13 protein-coding genes are annotated in these 18,296 nt (G+C 59.1%); 9 read left to right on the forward strand and 4 right to left on the reverse strand.

Going from position 1 to position 18,296, the window contains the following annotated elements:
- Positions 1-57 precede the first annotated feature (57 nt).
- From AC4ICF_RS07390 to AC4ICF_RS07420, 7 genes are all read left to right on the forward strand, one after another.
- Entirely contained in the window at positions 58-1,152 is a 1,095-nt protein-coding gene (locus tag AC4ICF_RS07390) for an HlyD family secretion protein (RefSeq protein WP_316379989.1), read from the forward strand.
- On the forward strand, positions 1,149-2,720 hold the full coding sequence (locus AC4ICF_RS07395) for a DHA2 family efflux MFS transporter permease subunit (RefSeq protein ID WP_028012453.1): 1,572 nt from the start codon (positions 1,149-1,151) through the stop codon (positions 2,718-2,720). Before AC4ICF_RS07390 ends, AC4ICF_RS07395 begins: the two co-directional genes overlap by 4 nt.
- Positions 2,720-4,243 carry an efflux transporter outer membrane subunit gene (locus AC4ICF_RS07400; protein WP_163330788.1) on the forward strand — a complete coding sequence of 508 codons (1,524 nt, stop codon included), beginning with the start codon at positions 2,720-2,722 and terminating at the stop codon, positions 4,241-4,243. Before AC4ICF_RS07395 ends, AC4ICF_RS07400 begins: the two co-directional genes overlap by 1 nt.
- A 102-nt stretch (positions 4,244-4,345) precedes the next feature.
- Positions 4,346-5,386, forward strand: coding sequence for an aldo/keto reductase (locus AC4ICF_RS07405; protein ID WP_316379990.1), 1,041 nt, complete (start codon positions 4,346-4,348; stop codon positions 5,384-5,386).
- 149 nt (positions 5,387-5,535) lie between these two features.
- The gene (locus AC4ICF_RS07410) at positions 5,536-6,912 is read left to right on the forward strand and encodes a glycoside hydrolase family 1 protein (protein ID WP_116343398.1); all 1,377 of its coding nucleotides are present in this window, start codon (positions 5,536-5,538) and stop codon (positions 6,910-6,912) included.
- 51 nt (positions 6,913-6,963) lie between these two features.
- Positions 6,964-8,286 (forward strand): PTS sugar transporter subunit IIC, encoded by a 1,323-nt coding sequence (locus tag AC4ICF_RS07415; protein ID WP_116343399.1) that lies wholly within the window; start codon positions 6,964-6,966, stop codon positions 8,284-8,286.
- Positions 8,287-8,301: 15 nt separating this feature from the next.
- Positions 8,302-9,018, forward strand: a complete 717-nt coding sequence (locus AC4ICF_RS07420) for a GntR family transcriptional regulator (RefSeq protein ID WP_316379991.1) — start codon at positions 8,302-8,304, stop codon at positions 9,016-9,018.
- Positions 9,019-9,060: 42 nt separating this feature from the next.
- Here AC4ICF_RS07420 and ldtB read toward each other — a convergent pair whose 3' ends face one another.
- A complete protein-coding gene (gene ldtB / locus AC4ICF_RS07425; protein WP_008501186.1) occupies positions 9,061-9,981 on the reverse strand; it encodes a L,D-transpeptidase in 921 nt (306 codons plus the stop codon).
- Between the two features lie 222 nt (positions 9,982-10,203).
- On the opposite strand from ldtB, the gene AC4ICF_RS07430 reads away from it, so the two are divergent.
- Positions 10,204-11,799 carry an ABC-F family ATPase gene (locus tag AC4ICF_RS07430; protein WP_163330792.1) on the forward strand — a complete coding sequence of 532 codons (1,596 nt, stop codon included), beginning with the start codon at positions 10,204-10,206 and terminating at the stop codon, positions 11,797-11,799.
- 90 nt (positions 11,800-11,889) lie between these two features.
- On the opposite strand, the gene AC4ICF_RS07435 is transcribed toward AC4ICF_RS07430, so the two are convergent.
- Both AC4ICF_RS07435 and AC4ICF_RS07440 read right to left on the reverse strand, forming a co-directional pair.
- Entirely contained in the window at positions 11,890-14,253 is a 2,364-nt protein-coding gene (locus AC4ICF_RS07435) for a glycoside hydrolase family 31 protein (protein ID WP_491466201.1), read from the reverse strand.
- A gap of 17 nt (positions 14,254-14,270) precedes the next feature.
- Entirely contained in the window at positions 14,271-15,572 is a 1,302-nt protein-coding gene (locus AC4ICF_RS07440; protein ID WP_316379993.1) for an MFS transporter, read from the reverse strand.
- A gap of 288 nt (positions 15,573-15,860) precedes the next feature.
- Here AC4ICF_RS07440 and AC4ICF_RS07445 point away from each other — a divergent pair, with 288 nt between their 5' ends.
- Positions 15,861-16,934, forward strand: coding sequence for a LacI family DNA-binding transcriptional regulator (locus AC4ICF_RS07445; RefSeq protein WP_316379994.1), 1,074 nt, complete (start codon positions 15,861-15,863; stop codon positions 16,932-16,934).
- Here AC4ICF_RS07445 and AC4ICF_RS07450 read toward each other — a convergent pair.
- The gene (locus tag AC4ICF_RS07450) at positions 16,931-18,187 is read right to left on the reverse strand and encodes a DUF1479 domain-containing protein (protein WP_316379995.1); all 1,257 of its coding nucleotides are present in this window, start codon (positions 18,185-18,187) and stop codon (positions 16,931-16,933) included. The two genes, AC4ICF_RS07445 and AC4ICF_RS07450, sit on opposite strands and share 4 nt — an antisense overlap.
- Between the last annotated feature and the right edge of the window lie 109 nt (positions 18,188-18,296).

Consider the following 18,296-nt stretch of genomic DNA (forward strand, 5'->3'; position numbering starts at 1 on the left):
TAGCTTTAGTGAACGGCATAGTGTGATGCCGCTCACTGACAGGACCGTTGCTGAACTATGGCTGAAGATCAAAACCCGCCTGCTGACGAGCAGGACAGAAACAATAATGAGCGTAAGCGCCCGGGCAAGAAACCGTTAATTATCCTCGGCATTGTCGTGGTGGTAATGGTCGTTGTGGCGCTGGTCTGGTGGTTTTTAACCCGTAACGAAGAGACGACCGACGACGCCTTTACCGACGGCGATGTGGTGACGATTGCCCCCAAGACGGCGGGCTACGTTACCGAGCTGCGCGTGCGCGATAACCAGCGTGTGAAAAAGGGCGACCTGCTGGTAGTCATCGATCCGCGTGATACCACCGCGCAGCGCGATCAGGCTCAGGCGCAGCTTGGGCTGGCTATCGCGCAGCTCCATCAGGCCCAGGCGCAGCTGGCGCTCTCAAAAGTGCAGTATCCCGCCCAGCGTGATGAAGCTAAAGCGCAGGTGCTGAAAGCGCAGGCCGATCTGGCGAACGCGCAGGCAGAGTACCGTCGCCAGCGCGGCGTCGACCCGCGCGCGACCACCCAGCAAAGTATTGATTCCGCGAATGCTCAGCTACGCAGCGCCCAGGCTGGTCTGGCCAGCGCCCAGGCGCAGCTGGAAGTGGCGGAGCAGGTTCAGCTGCAAATTCGACAGCAGGAGACCAACGTCGAAGCCCGCGAGCGTCAGGTCGATCAGGCCAAAGCGCAGCTGGAAACCGCCAACCTGAACCTCTCTTACACCGAAGTCCGCGCTCCGTTCGACGGCTTTGTCACCAAACGCAACGTGCAGCCCGGCACGCTGGTGCAGGCGGGCACCGCGCTGTTCTCGCTGGTTTCCCCGAACGTGTGGGTGGTGGCGAACTTTAAAGAGTCCCAGCTTGAGCGCATGAAGCCCGGCGATAAGGTCAGCGTCTCCGTGGATGCCTGGCCGGATATGGAACTTGAGGGCCATATCGACAGCATCCAGCAGGGCAGCGGTTCGCGCTTCTCCGCCTTCCCGTCGGAAAACGCCACCGGTAACTTTGTGAAGATTGTTCAGCGCGTGCCGGTAAAAATCGTCATTGATAAAGGTCTTGATCCAAACAAGCCGCTGCCGCTGGGGCTGTCGGTTGAACCGAAGGTTACCGTGGAATGACGGATCACAGCCACGATAACTGGAAGCCCGCCAGCAATCCGTGGGCGGTGGCGATTGTCGTCACCCTGGCGGTGTTTATGGAAATTCTGGACACCACCATCGTCAACGTCGCGCTGCCGCACGTTGCGGGGTCGCTCTCGGCCAGCTATGACGAATCCACCTGGGTGCTGACCAGCTACCTGGTGGCGAACGGCATCGTGCTGCCCATCTCGGCGTTCCTGAGCCGGCTGTTTGGCCGCAAGCAGTTCTTCCTGATCTGCATCGTGATGTTTACCATCTGCTCGTTCCTGTGCGGCATTGCCACCGAGCTGTGGCAAATTATCCTGTTCCGCGTGATGCAGGGCTTCTTTGGCGGTGGGCTACAGCCCACCCAGCAGTCGGTGCTGCTCGACTACTTCAAGCCGGAGGACAGGGGCAAAGCGTTCGGGCTTTCCTCGATCGCGATTATCGTTGCGCCGGTGCTCGGCCCGACGCTGGGCGGCTGGATCACTGACAACTACTCCTGGCGCTGGGTGTTCTTTATCAACATCCCGGTGGGGATTGTCACGGTGCTGGCGATCTACCAGTTGCTGGAAGATCCGCCGTGGGAGAGCAAATCAAAAGAGAAGCTGACAATTGACTGGACAGGGATCGGCCTGATCGCCCTTGGTCTCGGTTGTTTGCAGGTGATGCTCGACCGGGGCGAGGATGACGACTGGTTCTATTCGAACTTTATCCGCACCTTCGCGGTGCTGACGCTGGTCGGCATTATCGGCGCAATCTACTGGCTGATGTATGCCAAAAAGCCAGTGGTGGATCTGCACTGCATGAAGGACCGCAACTTCGCGATCTCCAGCCTGCTGATGGCGGGGATGGCGATGATCCTCTACGGCAGCTCGGTGGTGATCCCGCAGCTGGCGCAGCAGGATCTGGGCTATACCGCCACCTGGTCCGGGCTGGTGCTCTCGCCCGGGGCGGTGCTGATTGTGTTAACCATCCCGCTGGTGCTGAAGCTGATGCCGGTGGTGCAGACGCGCTGGATCATCGCCTTTGGCTTTACCTGTCTGGCGGTGTCGTTCTTCTGGTCGCGCACGCTGACGCCGGATATCGACTTCGAAACGCTGGTGCTGTTCCGCAGCGCCCAGTCGATAGGTCTGGGGTTCCTGTTTGTGCCGCTCACCACCATCGCCTTTATCTCGATACCGAGGCGGCTCAACGCCGATGCGGCGGCTCTGTTTACCATGTTCCGCAACGTGGCGGGGTCCATCGGGATTTCGCTCTCGACGGCCGCCATCACCGAGCGCGCGCAGGCGCACAGCGCGCACCTTGCGTACCACGCCTCGCCGTTCAACGAGCAGTTCCAGCTGGCGATACGCGAGAGCGCGCAGGCTATTCAAAACTTCACCACCCAGGTGGGTGACCCTACGGGAATAGCCACCGGGAGGATGTACCAGACGATGATCGAGCAATCGCGCTTTTTGGCCTACATCGACGTCTTCACCATCCTGAGCGCGGTGGCCTTGTTACTGATTCCGTTTTGTTTGTTGCTCTCGCCGGTTAAGAGCGAGGGGAGTGCAGGAGCACATTGATGATACACAGACGTTTACACCCCCTGATGATAGTGATGCTGCTGGTGGGCTGCGCCGTCGGGCCGGACTACCAGCAGCCTGCGCCGCCCGCCGTTACGCACTGGAACGATAAGGGCGACAGCGCGGTGAAATCGCAAACCACCTCCGCCGCGACCAATCCCCGCTGGTGGAAAACCTTCGGTTCGCCGCAGCTCGACAGCCTGGTTGAGCGCGCCATCGCCGGAAACCTGACCCTGCAGCAGACGGTGCTGCGCATCGCCGGGGCGCGTGAACAGATTAACCAGGCGGGCGGGGCATTTTTCCCGTCGGTGAACGGCAATCTGCAGGCGACGCGCCAGCAGCTCGGGCTGGAAGGGGAGCTGAAATCCCACGGCGTTTACGACCAGCTGGATAATGTCGATCCTGAACTCAGAGGCGCGCTGGGGCCGCTGACGCAGCCGATTAACCTCTACCAGGGCAGCTTCGACGCCCAGTGGGAAATCGACCTGTGGGGCAAGGTGCGCCGTCAGGTGGAGGCGGCGGAGGCTCAGCAGAAGGCGGCTATAGAGCAGCGTAATGACGCGCTGGTGTCGCTGGAAGCCGAAGTGGCGCGCGCGTGGCTACAGCTGCGCGGGGCGCAGAGCATTATTGCCACCCTGAATACCCAGATTAAAAGCGCCCAGCAGACGTTGGATCTGACCGAAAGCCGCCAGCGGGGCGGGCTGTCGCCGCAGATGGATGTGGAAAACGCCCGGGCGCAGCTGGGCAACCTCGAAGCGCAGCTACCGCAGTATCAGGCGCAGGAGCGCCAGGCGATGAACGGCCTGGCGATCCTGCTCGGCAAGCCGCCGGGAGCGCTGGATGCGGAACTGCAAAGCGTGCAGCCAATGCCCGCGCTGCCGGATATCGTGCAAACGGGTATTCCGTCCACGCTGGCGCGCCGCCGTCCGGACGTGCGCGAAGCGGAGGCGAACCTTCACGCCGCGACGGCGCAAATCGGCGTCTCGGTGGCGGAGCTTTTCCCGAGCTTTACGCTCTCCGGGCAGTTTGGCCTGCGCAACAGCGAAAGCAACTGGCTGACCGACTGGAGCAGCCACTTCTACAGCTTTGGGCCGCAGGTCTCCATTCCCATTTTCCAGGGCGGGCGGTTGGTCTCCAGCGTTAAGGTGGCGCGCGCGCAGCAGGGGGCGGCGGTGCTGGATTATCGCCAGACGGTCCTGACGGCGCTCGGGGATGTCGAAAACGCGCTGGTAAGTTACCGTACCGACCAGCAGCGTGAAGCGGGTCTCGCTAAAACGATTGACGCCCTGCAAAACGCCTTTGATTTAGCGAGCGACAGCTACCGGCAGGGGATCGCCAGCTTTATTGACGTGCTGGACGCCCAGCGTCAGCTGGCGCAGGCCGAGCAGCAGCGCGCTCAGGCGCAGGTGCAGAGTGCGCTCGATCTGGTGGCGCTCTACAAGGCGCTCGGCGGCGGCTGGGAGCCCTATCAGCAGGTGCAGCTCCCGGATTACAGCGTCTTTGGTGACGCCCCGCGCGGATAAATTCAGAGGATTGGGCAAGAAACGGACAGGAACGCCACATTCGCGATGACTGAGGGGCGGGTATAACTATCGGGTACCCAATCGACATGCGAGGATTAACTTATGCGTTATCAAAAACTGGGCAACACCGGACTGTTTGTTTCTGAACTGTGCCTCGGCACCATGACCTTCGGCGGTGAAGGCGGCATGTGGGGAAAAATTGGCCAGCTGCAGCAGAGCGAAGCCGAACAGCTGGTAGGGCGCGCGCTGGACGCGGGTATCAACTTTATCGATACCGCCGACGTCTATTCGGAAGGGCGCTCGGAGGCGATCCTCGGGCAGGCGCTGAAAAACCTCAACGTCCCGCGCGAGAATGTGGTGGTTGCCACCAAGGTGTTCGGCGAAACGGGCACCGCGGGGGTGAACTCGCGCGGCAGCTCGCGCTATCACATCATCAGCAGCGTGAAGGAGAGCCTGCGTCGCCTGCAGCTGGATCATATCGATCTCTACCAGCTTCACGGCTTTGACCCCGTAACGCCGATTGAAGAGACGCTCTATGCGCTGGATAACCTGGTGCAGCACGGCCACGTGCGCTACATCGGCGTCTCGAACTGGGCGGCGTGGCAGATAGCCAAAGCGCTCGGGATTTCCGAGCGTCTGGGGCTGGCGCGTTTTGCGTCATTGCAGGCCTACTACACCATCGCCGGGCGCGATCTTGAGCGCGAGCTGGTACCGATGATGCAGAGCGAAGGCGTCGGGCTGATGGTCTGGAGCCCGCTGGCGGGTGGGCTGCTGAGCGGAAAATATGGCCGCGACGGGACGAGCGAAACCGGAGGCCGCCGTCTGGAGTTCGACTTCCCGCCGGTGAATAAAGACCGCGCCTTCGACTGCGTGGACGTGATGCGCACGATTGCCGAAAGCAAGGGCGTCTCCGTCGCGCAAATCGCGCTGGCGTGGCTGCTGCATCAAAAAGCCGTGACCAGCGTGATTATTGGTGCGAAACGTGTCGATCAGCTGGACGACAACATCGCCGCGACCGGGATCCGCTTAAGCGAAGACGAGCTTAAGCAGCTGGATGCGGTGAGCGCGCTGCCGCGCGAATATCCGGGCTGGATGCTGGAGCGGCAGGGAGAATATCGCCGCAATCAGCTCGCACAGCAGTAACCTTCCTTTTCCCCGGTGACGCTTCGCTTACCGGGGCTTTTTTTCCGCATCGCTCACAAAAAACGATCCTCCTCTTTGATCGCCATTTTATCTTCGACTATATGACTAGGCATGAATATTTAAATGACTAGTCATATAGGGGGGAGAGCATGAACAAATCGCTGCCGGCCAATTTTTTATGGGGCAACTCGGTATCCAGCATGCAGACGGAAGGGGCCTGGAACGAGGGCGGGAAGGGCATGTCGGTGTACGACATTCGCGAAGCCGGGGAAAACATCTCCGACTGGAAAGTGGCGACCGATTCGTACCATCGCTACCGGGAAGATTTTGACCTGATGCAGGATCTGGGCATGAACTGCTACCGCTTCCAGATCTCCTGGAGCCGCGTGTGTCCGCAGGGTGACGGCGCGTTCAACGACGAAGGCATCGCGTTTTACGACCGCTTTATTGACGATCTGATCGCCCGCGGCATCGAGCCGATGATCTGCCTGTACCACTTCGATATGCCGCTGGCGCTGGCGCAGGAGTACAACGGCTTCAACGACCGCCGCGTGATGGACGCCTTTATCCGCTACGGCAAAAAGATGATCGACTGCTTCGGCGACCGGGTGAAGTACTGGTTGACCTTCAACGAGCAGAACATCTTCCATATGCCGGAAGCCTTCCGCATTTCCGGCTACATGAAAGGCGAGAAAACCTTGCGCGAGCTCTACGAGTTGCAGCATCACACCATGGTGGCGCACATGGCGCTGACCGAGTATCTGCACCAGACCAAACCGGGCAAGCTGATGGGCGGCATGCTGGCGCACCAGCTGATCTATCCGGCCACCTGCAAACCGCGCGATATCTTCTGCGCCCAGCAGTACGACGAGTTCCTCAACCAGAACCTGCTGCGCGTCTTTGCCGGGCAGGGCTACAGCCCGGCGGTGATGGCGGTGGTGGAGCAGGAGGGTTTTGGTGATATCTATCGCGCCGAGGATTTAGCACTTCTCGCGCGTACCAGAAACGACTATATGGCCTTCAGCTACTACGCCAGCAAAACGCTGGACAGCGATGCGATCCCGGAAGGCACGCCGGTGAACTATTACCTCCTGCACGGCGATAAAAACAACCCGTACCTGAAGGCCACCGAGTGGAACTGGCAGATCGATCCGCTGGGCTTTCGCACCATCATCACCCGCTACGCCAACGACTGGCGGATGCCGGTATTCCCGATCGAGAACGGTATCGGGGTGATTGAGTCCTGGGACGGCATGAACCCGATTGAGGACACCTACCGCATCGACTACCACCGGGCGCATATCGACGCGATGAAGGCGGCGATGTTCGAGGACGGGGCGGAGGTGATCGGTTACCTCGGCTGGGGCTTAATCGACATTCTCAGCTCCCAGGGCGACATGCGTAAGCGCTACGGTGTGGTCTACGTCAACCGGGAAAACCACGACCTGAAAGACCTCAAGCGCGTGCCGAAGAAGAGCTACGCGTGGTTAAAACAGGTTATTCATACCAACGGACGCGAGATGTAAGCCGTACGCTGCCGGGCCGTTTTTGTGACTGATTGATGGGAACTATCCGCTATGTCTGAAGCAAAAATAACACCGCACATGCAGTCCTTTGTCGATAAATTTGTTGAGTTCTCGGCGCGCCTGGCAAACCAGGTGCACCTGCGTTCCCTGCGCGACGCCTTCGCCACGGTGATGCCGATTTTCATCCTCGCCGGCCTGGCGGTGCTGGTGAACAACGTGGTGTTTCCGTGGATTTTTCACGGCGAGACGCTCGTGCAGTTTAAGGTGTGGGGCGAGGCGATTATCAACGGCACGCTGAACATCGCCGCGCTGCTGCTGGCCCCGATGATTGCCTGGTCGCTGGCGCGCAACAAAGATTTCGACAATCCGGTCTCGGCAGTGGTCATCGCCGTCAGCAGCTTCATCATCATGATGCCGATGCGCCTGCAGCTTACGCCCGTCGGTAGCGACGCCGTGGTGAACGTCACTCAGGTGCTGACGTTCGCCAATATTGGCTCAACCGGGATTTTCGCCGGGGTGCTGATTGGGCTGCTCTCAACGGAACTGTTTATCGCTATTTCGCGCCTGAAGGCGCTGCACATTTCGCTGGGTGAGAACGTGCCGCCGGCGGTGAGCAAATCCTTTACCGCGCTGATCCCAACCATTCTTACATTGTCGGTGTTCGCCGTGCTGGCGGCGCTGTTGGCAAACGTTCTGCACACGGACCTGATCCATCTCATTACGACCTTTATCCAGCAGCCGCTGCGGCTGATCAACACCAGCCTGCCGGGGACGATTTTCATCTACAGCTTCGGTAACTTTCTGTTCACCCTCGGTATTCATCAGTCAGTCGTTAACAGCGTGGTGCTGGAGCCGTTCCTGCTGATCAACACCAACGAGAACATGCTGGCCTTCGCCAACGGTCAACCCATCCCGCATATCATCAACAACATTTTCGTGCCGACGTTTGGCATGGTGGGCGGCACGGGCAGCACCATCTCGCTACTGATCGCCATCTTTATCTTCTCCCGACAAAAGTCGGCGAAGCAGGTGGCGCGTCTGTCGCTGGCGCCGGGTCTGTTCAACATCAACGAGCCGGTCATTTTCGGCCTGCCGATCGTGTTTAACCTGCCGCTGATGATCCCGTTTGTGCTGCTGCCCGCCATCGGCATTTACTTCGCCTGGCTCTGTACCACGCTGGGATTAATGTCGCGCTGCGTGGTGATGATCCCGTGGACCACTCCGCCAATTCTCAGCGCCTGGCTGGCGACGGCGGGGGACTGGCGCGCGGTGGTGGTGCAGTTGGCAATCATCGTATTTGGTGTATTCTTCTACCTGCCTTTCCTCAAGATTGCCGAGAGAGTGGCGATGAAAAACAGCGGGATAGAAAACTAACTGAAAGGAAGGACGATGGCGGCGAAGTACATCACCATAGCGCGGGAAATTAAAAAACGCATCATCAACCAGCAGTACGCCGCCAATGAACCGCTGCCGGACCAGTTTGCGCTGGCGGCGGAGTTCAGCACCAGCCGGATGACCATTCAGCAGGCGATGCGCCAGCTGATCGTCGAAGGTCTGGTCTATACCCGCCAGGGACAGGGAACGTTTATCCGCAAAAATTTCCTTCAACTCTCGCAGTGGGATCTCTCCGGCAGCGACTACTTCGGCGCCACCAAAACCTGGGAACATCTGGGGACGGTGACCAGCCAGGTGGTGCACTTCGAACTGCGCTTCCCGAACGAGAAAGAGCAGGCGTCGCTGATGATTAACGCCGATGCGCCTGTCTATGACTTTATCCGCCTGCGCTTACTAAACGGTGAACCCATGTCGCTGGATTCCACGGTAATGCCGATGAATCTGGTGCCCGGCCTGACGAAAAGCCATCTTGAAGGTTCGGTGTTCCAGTACGTTCAGGAGACGCTGGGGCTGAAAATTATGGGATCGTACCGGGTGGTGAGGGCGCTAAAGCCAAACGCGCTGGACAGAGAGCATCTGGTCTGCGAGCAGACCGATCCGGTGCTGGAAGTGGAGCAGGTGATTTATCTGGAGGACGGCACAGCGCTGGAGTATGCCCACTGCCACTATCGCTACGACCACGGCGGGATCGTGATCGTGAATAACGGGTAAAAAAAAGCGGGCATCGAAGCCCGCTTTTTTAATTTTTCTCTGTTAATTCAAACGAACCGGCATACCGGAGCGGTTTTGAATCGCCTGGTCGACGATGGTGGTTTCCACGTCAGGCTGAGAGGTCACGGACTGCACCGCGCTGTTCAGCGTAATCGGTACGATTTCGTTGTTATTGATCTGGTCTTCGCTGGTGGACAGCGGGTTGTGCACTTCAATGTAGCGGCTGCCGTCTGGCTCAGAGGTCGCTTTCACCGGTTCGTTGATGAACTGAACGCGCGTGCCGACCGGCACGTTTTCAAACAGGAACTTAATGTCGTCGTTACGCAGGCGCACGCAGCCGTGGCTTACGCGCAGGCCGATACCGAAGTTGGCGTTGGTGCCGTGGATAGCGTACAGGCGGCCAATGTACAGCGCGTACAGACCCATTGGGTTATCCGGGCCGGCTGGCACAACGGCGGGCAGCGGTTCGCCCGCAGCGATGTATTCCGCGTGCATTTTGGCGGTTGGGGTCCAGGTTGGGCCCGCTTTCTTACGCTCGACTTTGGTGGTCCAGTTCAGCGGGGTGTCTTTGCCCAGCTGGCCGATACCGATTGGCAGCACGATAACGGTGTTGGTGCCTTTCGGGTAGTAATACAGACGCATTTCGGCGCTGTTGATTACGATACCTTCATGAACGGTATCCGGCAGGATCAGCTGCTGAGGAATATTCAGCACGGTACCCGCTTTTGGCAGATACGGGTCAACGCCCGGGTTCGCTTCCAGCATATTAGACAGGCCCAGCTGGTACTGTGCGGCGAAATACTCCAGCGGCTGAGAGTTACCCTCAGGTACCGTCACTACCTGATTTTGACCCACCAGACGGCTTCCGTCGGTCGGCAGGGGATACGTCACCGCAGACGCGGTCTTACAAAAACCTACTACGGCTAACGCCGCCGCAAAAAGCGTTGTTAATTTCATGTTCATGTTGTGCGAGGTATCTAAGCCATTCTGGCGATGAGTTGATAAGTCTGAATCTGTGATGGGAGCGCATTATATGTGCATTCCCGCTAACAGGGAATTCAGATGTGTACGAAATCACATTTTTTTCGATTTTGTTAAAGTTTAGTGGATTGCCGCAACACGGGATCTCAATTCGGAATTGTGGCATAATGCCGTGTTTATCACACTTTTCGCAGGAATCTCCCCGTGTTAGTTACCAGCAACGTCACTATGCAGTTTGGCAGTAAGCCGCTGTTCGAAAACATTTCCGTCAAATTTGGCGGCGGCAACCGTTACGGCCTGATTGGCGCCAACGGTAGCGGAAAATCCACCTTCATGAAGATCCTCGGCGGCGATCTGGAGCCAACGCTCGGCAACGTGTCGCTCGACCCTAACGAGCGCATCGGTAAGCTGCGTCAGGATCAGTTCGCCTTTGAAGAGTTCACCGTGCTGGACACCGTGATCATGGGGCACGCGGAGCTGTGGGAAGTGAAGCAGGAGCGCGATCGCATCTACGCGCTGGCCGAAATGAGCGAAGAAGATGGCTATAAAGTGGCCGATCTGGAAACGCAGTACGGCGAAATGGACGGCTATTCTGCAGAAGCGCGTGCGGGCGAGCTGCTGCTGGGCGTGGGCATTCCGGTTGAACAGCATTACGGCCCGATGAGCGAAGTTGCGCCAGGCTGGAAGTTGCGCGTGCTGCTGGCACAGGCGCTGTTCTCTAACCCGGACATCCTGCTGCTCGACGAACCGACGAACAACCTGGACATCGACACCATCCGCTGGCTGGAGCAGACGCTGAACGATCGCGACAGCACTATGATCATCATCTCGCACGACCGTCACTTCCTGAATATGGTCTGTACGCACATGGCGGATCTGGACTACGGGGAGCTGCGCGTTTACCCGGGCAACTACGACGAGTACATGACGGCGGCCACCCAGGCGCGTGAGCGTCTGCTGGCGGACAACGCCAAGAAGAAAGCGCAGATTGCGGACCTGCAGTCCTTCGTCAGCCGCTTCAGTGCCAACGCCTCTAAGTCGCGTCAGGCAACTTCTCGTGCCCGTCAGATCGACAAAATCAAGCTGGAGGAAGTTAAAGCTTCCAGCCGTCAGAACCCGTTCATCCGCTTCGAGCAGGACAAGAAGCTGTTCCGTAACGCGCTGGAAGTGGAAGCCCTTACCAAAGGCTTTGATGAAGGCCCGCTGTTTAAAAACTTCAACCTGCTGCTGGAAGTGGGCGAGAAGATTGCCATTCTGGGCGCCAACGGCGTGGGTAAATCCACACTGCTGAAAACCCTGGTCGGCGAACTGCAGCCGGACAACGGCACCGTGAAATGGTCCGAGAACGCGCAGATTGGCTACTACGCGCAGGACCATGAATACGAATTCGAAAACGACCTCACCGTCTTCGACTGGATGAGCCAGTGGAAGCAGGAAGGCGATGACGAGCAGGCGGTGCGCAGCATTCTGGGTCGTCTGCTGTTCAGCCAGGACGACATCAAAAAGCCGGCCAAAGTGCTCTCCGGTGGTGAGAAAGGCCGCATGCTGTTCGGCAAGCTGATGATGGAAAAACCGAACATCCTGGTGATGGACGAACCGACTAACCACCTGGATATGGAATCTATCGAATCGCTGAACATGGCGCTGGAGATGTATCAGGGCACCCTGATCTTCGTCTCTCACGACCGCGAGTTTGTCAGCTCGCTGGCGACCCGCGTAATTGAAATTACGCCAGAGCGCGTGGTGGACTTCACCGGTAACTACGAAGATTACCTGCGCAGTAAAGGTATCGAGAACTAAAAAAAGCCGGGTGGCGGCTTCGCCTTACCCGGCCTACGTTCTATTCCCTCTCCCGGTGGGAGAGGGTCAGGGTGAGGGCATCAGGCCGCACTACACCACCCACTCGCCCCCTTCAATCCCGTTCACCAGCAGCTTACGTTTTTCCCCTACAGGCAACGACACCTTAAGCGCTTTCCACGCCGGACGATAATCCCCGCGCGCGTTGATCTTCAGGTTGACGGTTGCGCCATCGCACACCATTTCCCATTCCACCCATAGCGCATTGCCGTTCTGATAGCCCCAGCTTTCGCCGTCGTCTTCAAACAGCAGCCCGGAGGTGGTGCCGACGCCCTTCACCGGGAACAGCTGCAGCTCGCGGGTGCTGTCTTCATCCGCGCTCACGTGACGGATGCGTTCGCTGAGCGGCAGACCGGCCCCGGCGCGCACCAGCAGCGGCAGTTTTTCCAGCGGCGCGTCGAGAACGATCGACTGGCCGCCCGCATACCACGCGTGGGTGTAAAAATCGTACCAGCCGGTGGCGTTATCCGGCAGCCAGACGCGGCGCTCGCGCTGCCCGGCTTCGACCACGCTGGCGACCAGCAGGTCGCGACCCAGCAGGAAGTCATCGCACTCTACGAAGGTCTGCGTATCGTGCTCGTGGTCGAGGAAGGTTGGGCGCAGCATCGGCTCGTCGTCGGCGTGCGCCTGCCAGAGCAGGGTGTAGAGGTACGGCAGCAGGCGGTAGCGCAGCTCAACCGCGCCGCGAATAGCAGGCGTGACGCCCGGATACATCCACGGCTCGTTCACCGTGTGGTCATCGTTCCATGAGTGAATGGTAAAGCGCGGATGCATCACGCCGTTCTGCACCCAGCGCACGAACAGCTCGGCGTCCGGCTTATCCCCGGAGAAACCACCCACGTCGTGGCCGACGTTGAACAGCCCGGACAGGCTCATGCCCAGCCCCATGCGGATGTTATAGCGCAGGGTGTCCCAGTTGGTGCTGTTATCGCCGCTCCAGGTCTGAACGTAGCGCTGCATCCCGGCGCAGCCGGAGCGGGAGATGAGATACGGACGTTTCTCCGGCGCAAAGCGCTGCTGCGCTTCCAGCGAGGCGCGCATCATCAGCAGCGGCATTACCGGACGAATGTGCTTGATGGCGATCTCCTTGCCGAAGCCAAAGCAGCGCGCTTCCCCGTCCCACACTTCATATTCGTTGTTGTCGTTCCAGGTGGAGTCGATGCCCATCTCCAGCAGTTGGGTAGTGACGCCGTTCTGCCACCACTTCACCGTCTGCGGGTTGGTAAAGTCGAGGTGCGAGCCTTCGTCATCCCAGAAGCTTGAACGTTCTGGTGCATCAGTTTCTGAATCACGAATGAACAGGCCGCTCTCCGCCACTTCGTTATAGCGCGGATGGTCCTGCAGCAGGCACGGCTTGATGTTGGCCGCAAGCTTCAGTCCCGCGTCGTGGAAGGCCTGGCTCATCACCTTCGGCTGCGGCACCTTGTCATAGTTCCAGTTGAAGACGTAGCGCTTGCCGTTGATGGAGGTATATCCGGAGGAGAGCTGGAACGAGTCGCACGGAATGGCGTGCTCTTCGCACAGGCGGATAAAGTTCATCAGCTGGTTCTGGGCGTCCGGCGCGTCGGTGTAGTGCATGGTTGAGCCGCTATAGCCCAGGCTCCATTTTGGCCCAAACAGCGTTTTCCCGGTCAGGCGCACGAAGGCTTTGGTGACGTCCAGCACGCGCCTGCCGGTAAAAATGTAGTAATCGATATCGCCCGCTTCCGCCTGCCAGCGGCGGTAGGCGGTGTGGTAGTTGTCGATCTCGTTGCCCAGATCCAGCCAGCAGCTGCTCAGGTTGTCGTAGAACAGGCCGTAGCTGACGTCGTCGCGGCGGGCGATAGTGAACGGGATGTGTTTGTAGAGCGGGTCGGTGCTGGCCGCGTTGTACCCCATTGCGTCGAGGTTGCGCATCTCATAGCGCTTGCCGTTGCGCTGCAGATCGCCCGCTTTCTCGCCCAGGCCGTAGAAACGCTCGTCCTTGCGACGGCTGAAGTAGTGCGCCACGCCGTCGCCGTGGGCGTTCAGCAGGTAGGCGCTGGTCGGACGGTCATTAACCAGCGGCTGCCATTCGCCCGCCTCATTGCGGTAGTGCCACTCCATCCATAGCGGCTGGTGGACGGTCACGCGCAGCTGCTCCGTTGCCACCGTAACGGCATCATCCTGCTGCGTCAGCGTCCAGGCCGGGCAGGAGAAACCGCTTATATCGTCACGACGACGGCCTTCCCACGGCACGTCTTTTTCCGGCGCGATGCTCCAGGTGCGGTCCAGCGCCAGCTCGCCTTTACGCGTAATCAGCACGCGGAACAGGTTCTCTTCCAGCACATACAGGCACAGGCGGTGCTGGTTATCGACCAGCAGTTCCAGATGGTTTGCCGACTGCTTATCTACGGTCCAGTTTTTCAGGGTTTTCATATGCAATACATCCACTATCAGGCGCGCTTGGCGCGACGTTCAGCAATAAATGCTACCAGGAAGACAGCGCCAATCAGGTCAAAGAAACCCATGGCTATAAAGAGCGGGTTAAAGCCGATTTTGTCGGCGGTCACACCGATTAACAGCGAGAACAGGAAGCTGGCGATCCACGCCGCCGAGCCGCGCATGCCGTTGACGGTCGCCATCTGGCCTTTGTCGAACGACTCCACGACCAGGGCGCTCAGCATGCAGGAGATGATCTGGTGCCCGAAGCCGCCGATGGAGATCAGCACGATGGTGATATACGGGTCGCGGGTAATGGCGACGATGGCCAGCGAGATCATCAGGAACGCGCCGGTGACGGAGCTTGCCACCACCGAGTTTACGCGGGAGCAGCCAAACCAGCGGGTGTAGAGGCGCGTCAGGTAGCCGCTCGCCACGCTGCCGAGGTCGGCGGCGAGGAAGGGCAGCCAGGCAAACATCGCAATCTGCTTCAGGTCCATGCCGTGCTCTTTGGCAAGGTACAGCGGCACCCAGAAGCTCAGCACGGCCCAGGCCGGTTCCGCCATAAAGGCCGGAATGGCGATACCGTAGAAACGTTTGTTTTTCGAGACGGTTTTCAGCGCGGTCAGAAACGGCAGTTTCACCGCGGGCGGTTCGTTATCCTGCTTGATAAACGCCAGCTCGTCCTTGCTCAGGTTCGGGTGCAGCTCCGGGTTGTGGTAAAACGCCCACCACAGGATCACCCACAGCAGCGCCAGCACGCCGGTAAACATAAACGCGCCCTGCCAGCCGAACGAGGCGTGAGCAAAGTAGATGATAGGCGGAGCCAGCATCGCGCCGATGGAGAAGCCCACGCCTGCCCAGCCGGCGGCAACGGGTCGCTCAGATTTCGGGAACCATTCGCCGATGGTTTTGGCGTTCGCCGGGGTGGCAGCGGCCTCAGAGGCCCCCATAAAGAAGCGCAGAATCGCCAGGTGCAGCCAGCTTCCGGCGCCCGCGTGGAAGATACACATCAGCGCCCAGATCCCGGCGCAGACCATAAAGCCAATCTTCAGGCCGATAACGTCAATCAGCCAGCCGCACAGGGGCTGGAAAATGGTGTAGGCGATCTGGAACGCGCCGACGATCCAGGAGTACTGCTCGGTGGTGATCCCCAGGCTCTCTTTCAGTTCCGGGGCGAGGATCCCGAGCGAGTTACGGGTGATGTAGTTAACGGTGACGCCAAGTAAGAACAGCACCAGTACGTACCAGCGCAGGTTCTTGATGACGCGACGGGTTTTACTTGTCGCAACGGTGTTATTGATGTCCTGACTCATTTTACTCTCCACAAGACGGACGGTAAGGGGACGGAGGTTCAGGTGTCACACAGATTTTTATGCCTTTGATTTCTATCCGTTTAAACTGCTTAAGTTGCTATACAACTAGTATGGAAGTTGTGTGACAGGTTCACCTTAAGGGAGAAAATGAGAGGGCAAAAGTGGATTTTGTGCAAAATTTCTCATAACTAACGAAAACACTCTGGCATGATGGCGTTCATGTCAGTTTTTGCCTGACGGATACGCTATGAAAATTTTTTCATTTCGCAAATGGAGCCAGATCACAAAATGAACAAAAGGCTAAAAATCACCGAAATCGCGGCCCGCACACAGCTCTCCATCAGCACGGTTTCCCGCGTGCTGGCGGGCAAAGCGAATACCAGCGAAAAGGCGCGCGCAAAGGTGCTGGCGTGCGCGCGGGAGCTGGGGGTGATGGAGGGCATGGCGGCAGGACGTTTGCTGCTTAACAGCCTGGTGGTTTTTGCCCCGCAGCGGGCGTTTGACGAGCGGTCCGACATCTTTTATTACCGCGTGATCCAGAGCGTGAGCAAAGGGCTTGCCTCGCACGAGGTCCGGCTGCGCTACTGCGCGCTGGAGGAGAACGACAGCGACGCCCAGCTGTTTCTGGCGCGCATGAACGAGCCGGATACCCAGGCGGCCATTCTTCTCGGCATCGACGATCCACATATTCACGACCTGGCGGTGGACGTGGGGAAACCCTGCGTGCTGATTAACTGCCGGGACCGCCGCATGCGCCTGCCTGCCGTCGCCCCGGATCACCGCACCATTGGCGAGCGGGCGGCGGAGTACCTGTTCGAGATGGGGCACCGCGAGGTGATGAACGTGCTGTGCCTGCGCCGCTACACCATGGAGCTGCGCCTGGCGGGGATCCGCGACGCGTGGCAGTCTCATAACCTGAAATTCAACGATAAACGCGATCTGCTGGTGGTGCCAAGCTTCAGCGCCAGAGAGACGGAGCAGCTGGTGAGCGAGTGGCTTAACCAGCAGAAGGGAAAAGACCTGCCGACGGCGTTTCTGGTCGGCGGCGACTTCATGGCGGCGGGTACCATCAGCGCATTACAAAACCACGGTCTGCGCGTGCCGCAGGACGTGTCGGTGATGAGCATCGACGGATTTAATCTGGCGGCAATCCAGGACGTGCCGCTGACGGCGGTGCATGTGCCCCGCGACGAGCTGGGAACCGAAGCGGTGCATATGCTACAGCAGCGGCTGATGCGTCCGGACGCGCCGGTGGGAACGCTGTTGCTTAATGGAACCCTGACCGTGCGGGAATCGGTACGGCGGATACGTCAGGGGAAACGACGCACCGCCGTGGAGCGAGAAGGGCTTTACGACAGTTAAGCCATGCCCAGCGCGCGCTTGCCGTGGATGTTGAGATCGTTCACGGTAAAGCGGTCCTGCCAGCTTTTTTCATAATCCTCGCGCGGGAAGTCTCCCGGCGACGCGCCGGTTTCCAGCGCTTCCTTGACCTTTTTCGCGTAAGCGAGGTTTTTCTCGCACATCGGCGCGGCAGGGATGTACATCACGTTGCCCCAGCCCTGCTGATTTTCCACCGGCGCGACGGAGTGGATCACATCGCAGTGCCACCATACGGAATCGCCCGCCTCGAGTGCCGGAATGCTGCTTAATGCCTCGATGAGCAGCGGGTGCCACTTCTCGGAAACCGGCAGCACGCGCCCTGGTGCCACGCCGCACAGCTCGTCTTCCGGCACGTCGTCCAGCAGCGGACGCAGCAGAATGTAAGCCATCGCTTCCGGAATTGGCACCACGTGCAGCAGTCCCTGACCGGGGATCATGTCCGACAGCGCCGTCCAGCCCTGGAAGGTGCGGAACACCGAGCATTTGGTGGTGTTATCGACGGTGTACTCTTCCACTTCGGTACGGTGCGCGGCGTTCCACGGATCGTACTTATCGACGTTGCCGTCAAACACGCAGGCAAACACCTGTTGATAAGCCGGAAGCAGCCAGCGCTCCAGCGCGCCGGAGTCGGTATGCGCGCCCAGCCCTTTCGAGGTGGTTCCCGGCGGACGGCGGCGAATACGGTCCGGGTAAATCACGCTCACGTCCGGGTCGAACCACTGCTTGCCGTTGCTCTCGAAAGTCCATAAACGGTTCAGGAACGACTGCACCTGCGCCATCTCTTCGCTCTGGCGCGCCTGCATCTGCGCCTGCGACCAGTAAATCGGGTAAATCTCCGGGCGGGAGGCCGTTAAGGTGCCGAAGAAGTTATCGCCTGGCCCTTTGTACACGTCGTCAAATTTGTTCAGATCGAGATAGTCGAGCATCGACCGATCCCACGCCAGCGCCTGCTCGCGCGGGAAATGACCTTTAATCACCGCGCAGCCGCGGCGCTTAACGGCCTCGCGCTGTGCGTCGGTAATCGTGCCGTTTTTCACGTCCGCAAACGGGATCTCCGGCCAGACGGTTTCGCCTTTGTTCTTAAGGGCGTTGATCTCCGCCACGCGGGTGGCAATTTTATCGCTGAGCTTATTAAACACCGCCTGCACGTCGCCGATCTGCGCGCGCAGCTCACGTTTCAACTGACGGATTGCCGCTTTGTGATCCGCCGGCAAAGTTTCACTGGTAAAGGTCATAACCGCCTCGCATCTTTCATTCGAAAGTAAAAATATCTACAAGTGATACTTTAAGTTAAAAATAAGTTAATGCAAGTTTAAAAACTTGACGCAAGCCACAGGACGGAAA

It is taken from the genome of Enterobacter sp. ECC_219_Taxon_10, from assembly GCF_058354905.1.

Bases quoted from the DNA above. Each gene is read 5' to 3' on its own strand.
- AC4ICF_RS07390 (WP_316379989.1), top strand. From the start codon at position 58: ATGGCTGAAGATCAAAACCCGCCTGCTGACGAGCAGGACAGAAACAAT.
- AC4ICF_RS07395 (WP_028012453.1), top strand. From the start codon at position 1,149: ATGACGGATCACAGCCACGATAACTGGAAGCCCGCCAGCAATCCGTGG.
- AC4ICF_RS07400 (WP_163330788.1), top strand. From the start codon at position 2,720: ATGATACACAGACGTTTACACCCCCTGATGATAGTGATGCTGCTGGTG.
- AC4ICF_RS07405 (WP_316379990.1), top strand. From the start codon at position 4,346: ATGCGTTATCAAAAACTGGGCAACACCGGACTGTTTGTTTCTGAACTG.
- AC4ICF_RS07410 (WP_116343398.1), top strand. From the start codon at position 5,536: ATGAACAAATCGCTGCCGGCCAATTTTTTATGGGGCAACTCGGTATCC.
- AC4ICF_RS07415 (WP_116343399.1), top strand. From the start codon at position 6,964: ATGTCTGAAGCAAAAATAACACCGCACATGCAGTCCTTTGTCGATAAA.
- AC4ICF_RS07420 (WP_316379991.1), top strand. From the start codon at position 8,302: ATGGCGGCGAAGTACATCACCATAGCGCGGGAAATTAAAAAACGCATC.
- ldtB (WP_008501186.1), bottom strand. From the start codon at position 9,981: ATGAACATGAAATTAACAACGCTTTTTGCGGCGGCGTTAGCCGTAGTA.
- AC4ICF_RS07435 (WP_491466201.1), bottom strand. From the start codon at position 14,253: ATGAAAACCCTGAAAAACTGGACCGTAGATAAGCAGTCGGCAAACCAT.
- AC4ICF_RS07440 (WP_316379993.1), bottom strand. From the start codon at position 15,572: ATGAGTCAGGACATCAATAACACCGTTGCGACAAGTAAAACCCGTCGC.
- AC4ICF_RS07445 (WP_316379994.1), top strand. From the start codon at position 15,861: ATGAACAAAAGGCTAAAAATCACCGAAATCGCGGCCCGCACACAGCTC.
- AC4ICF_RS07450 (WP_316379995.1), bottom strand. From the start codon at position 18,187: ATGACCTTTACCAGTGAAACTTTGCCGGCGGATCACAAAGCGGCAATC.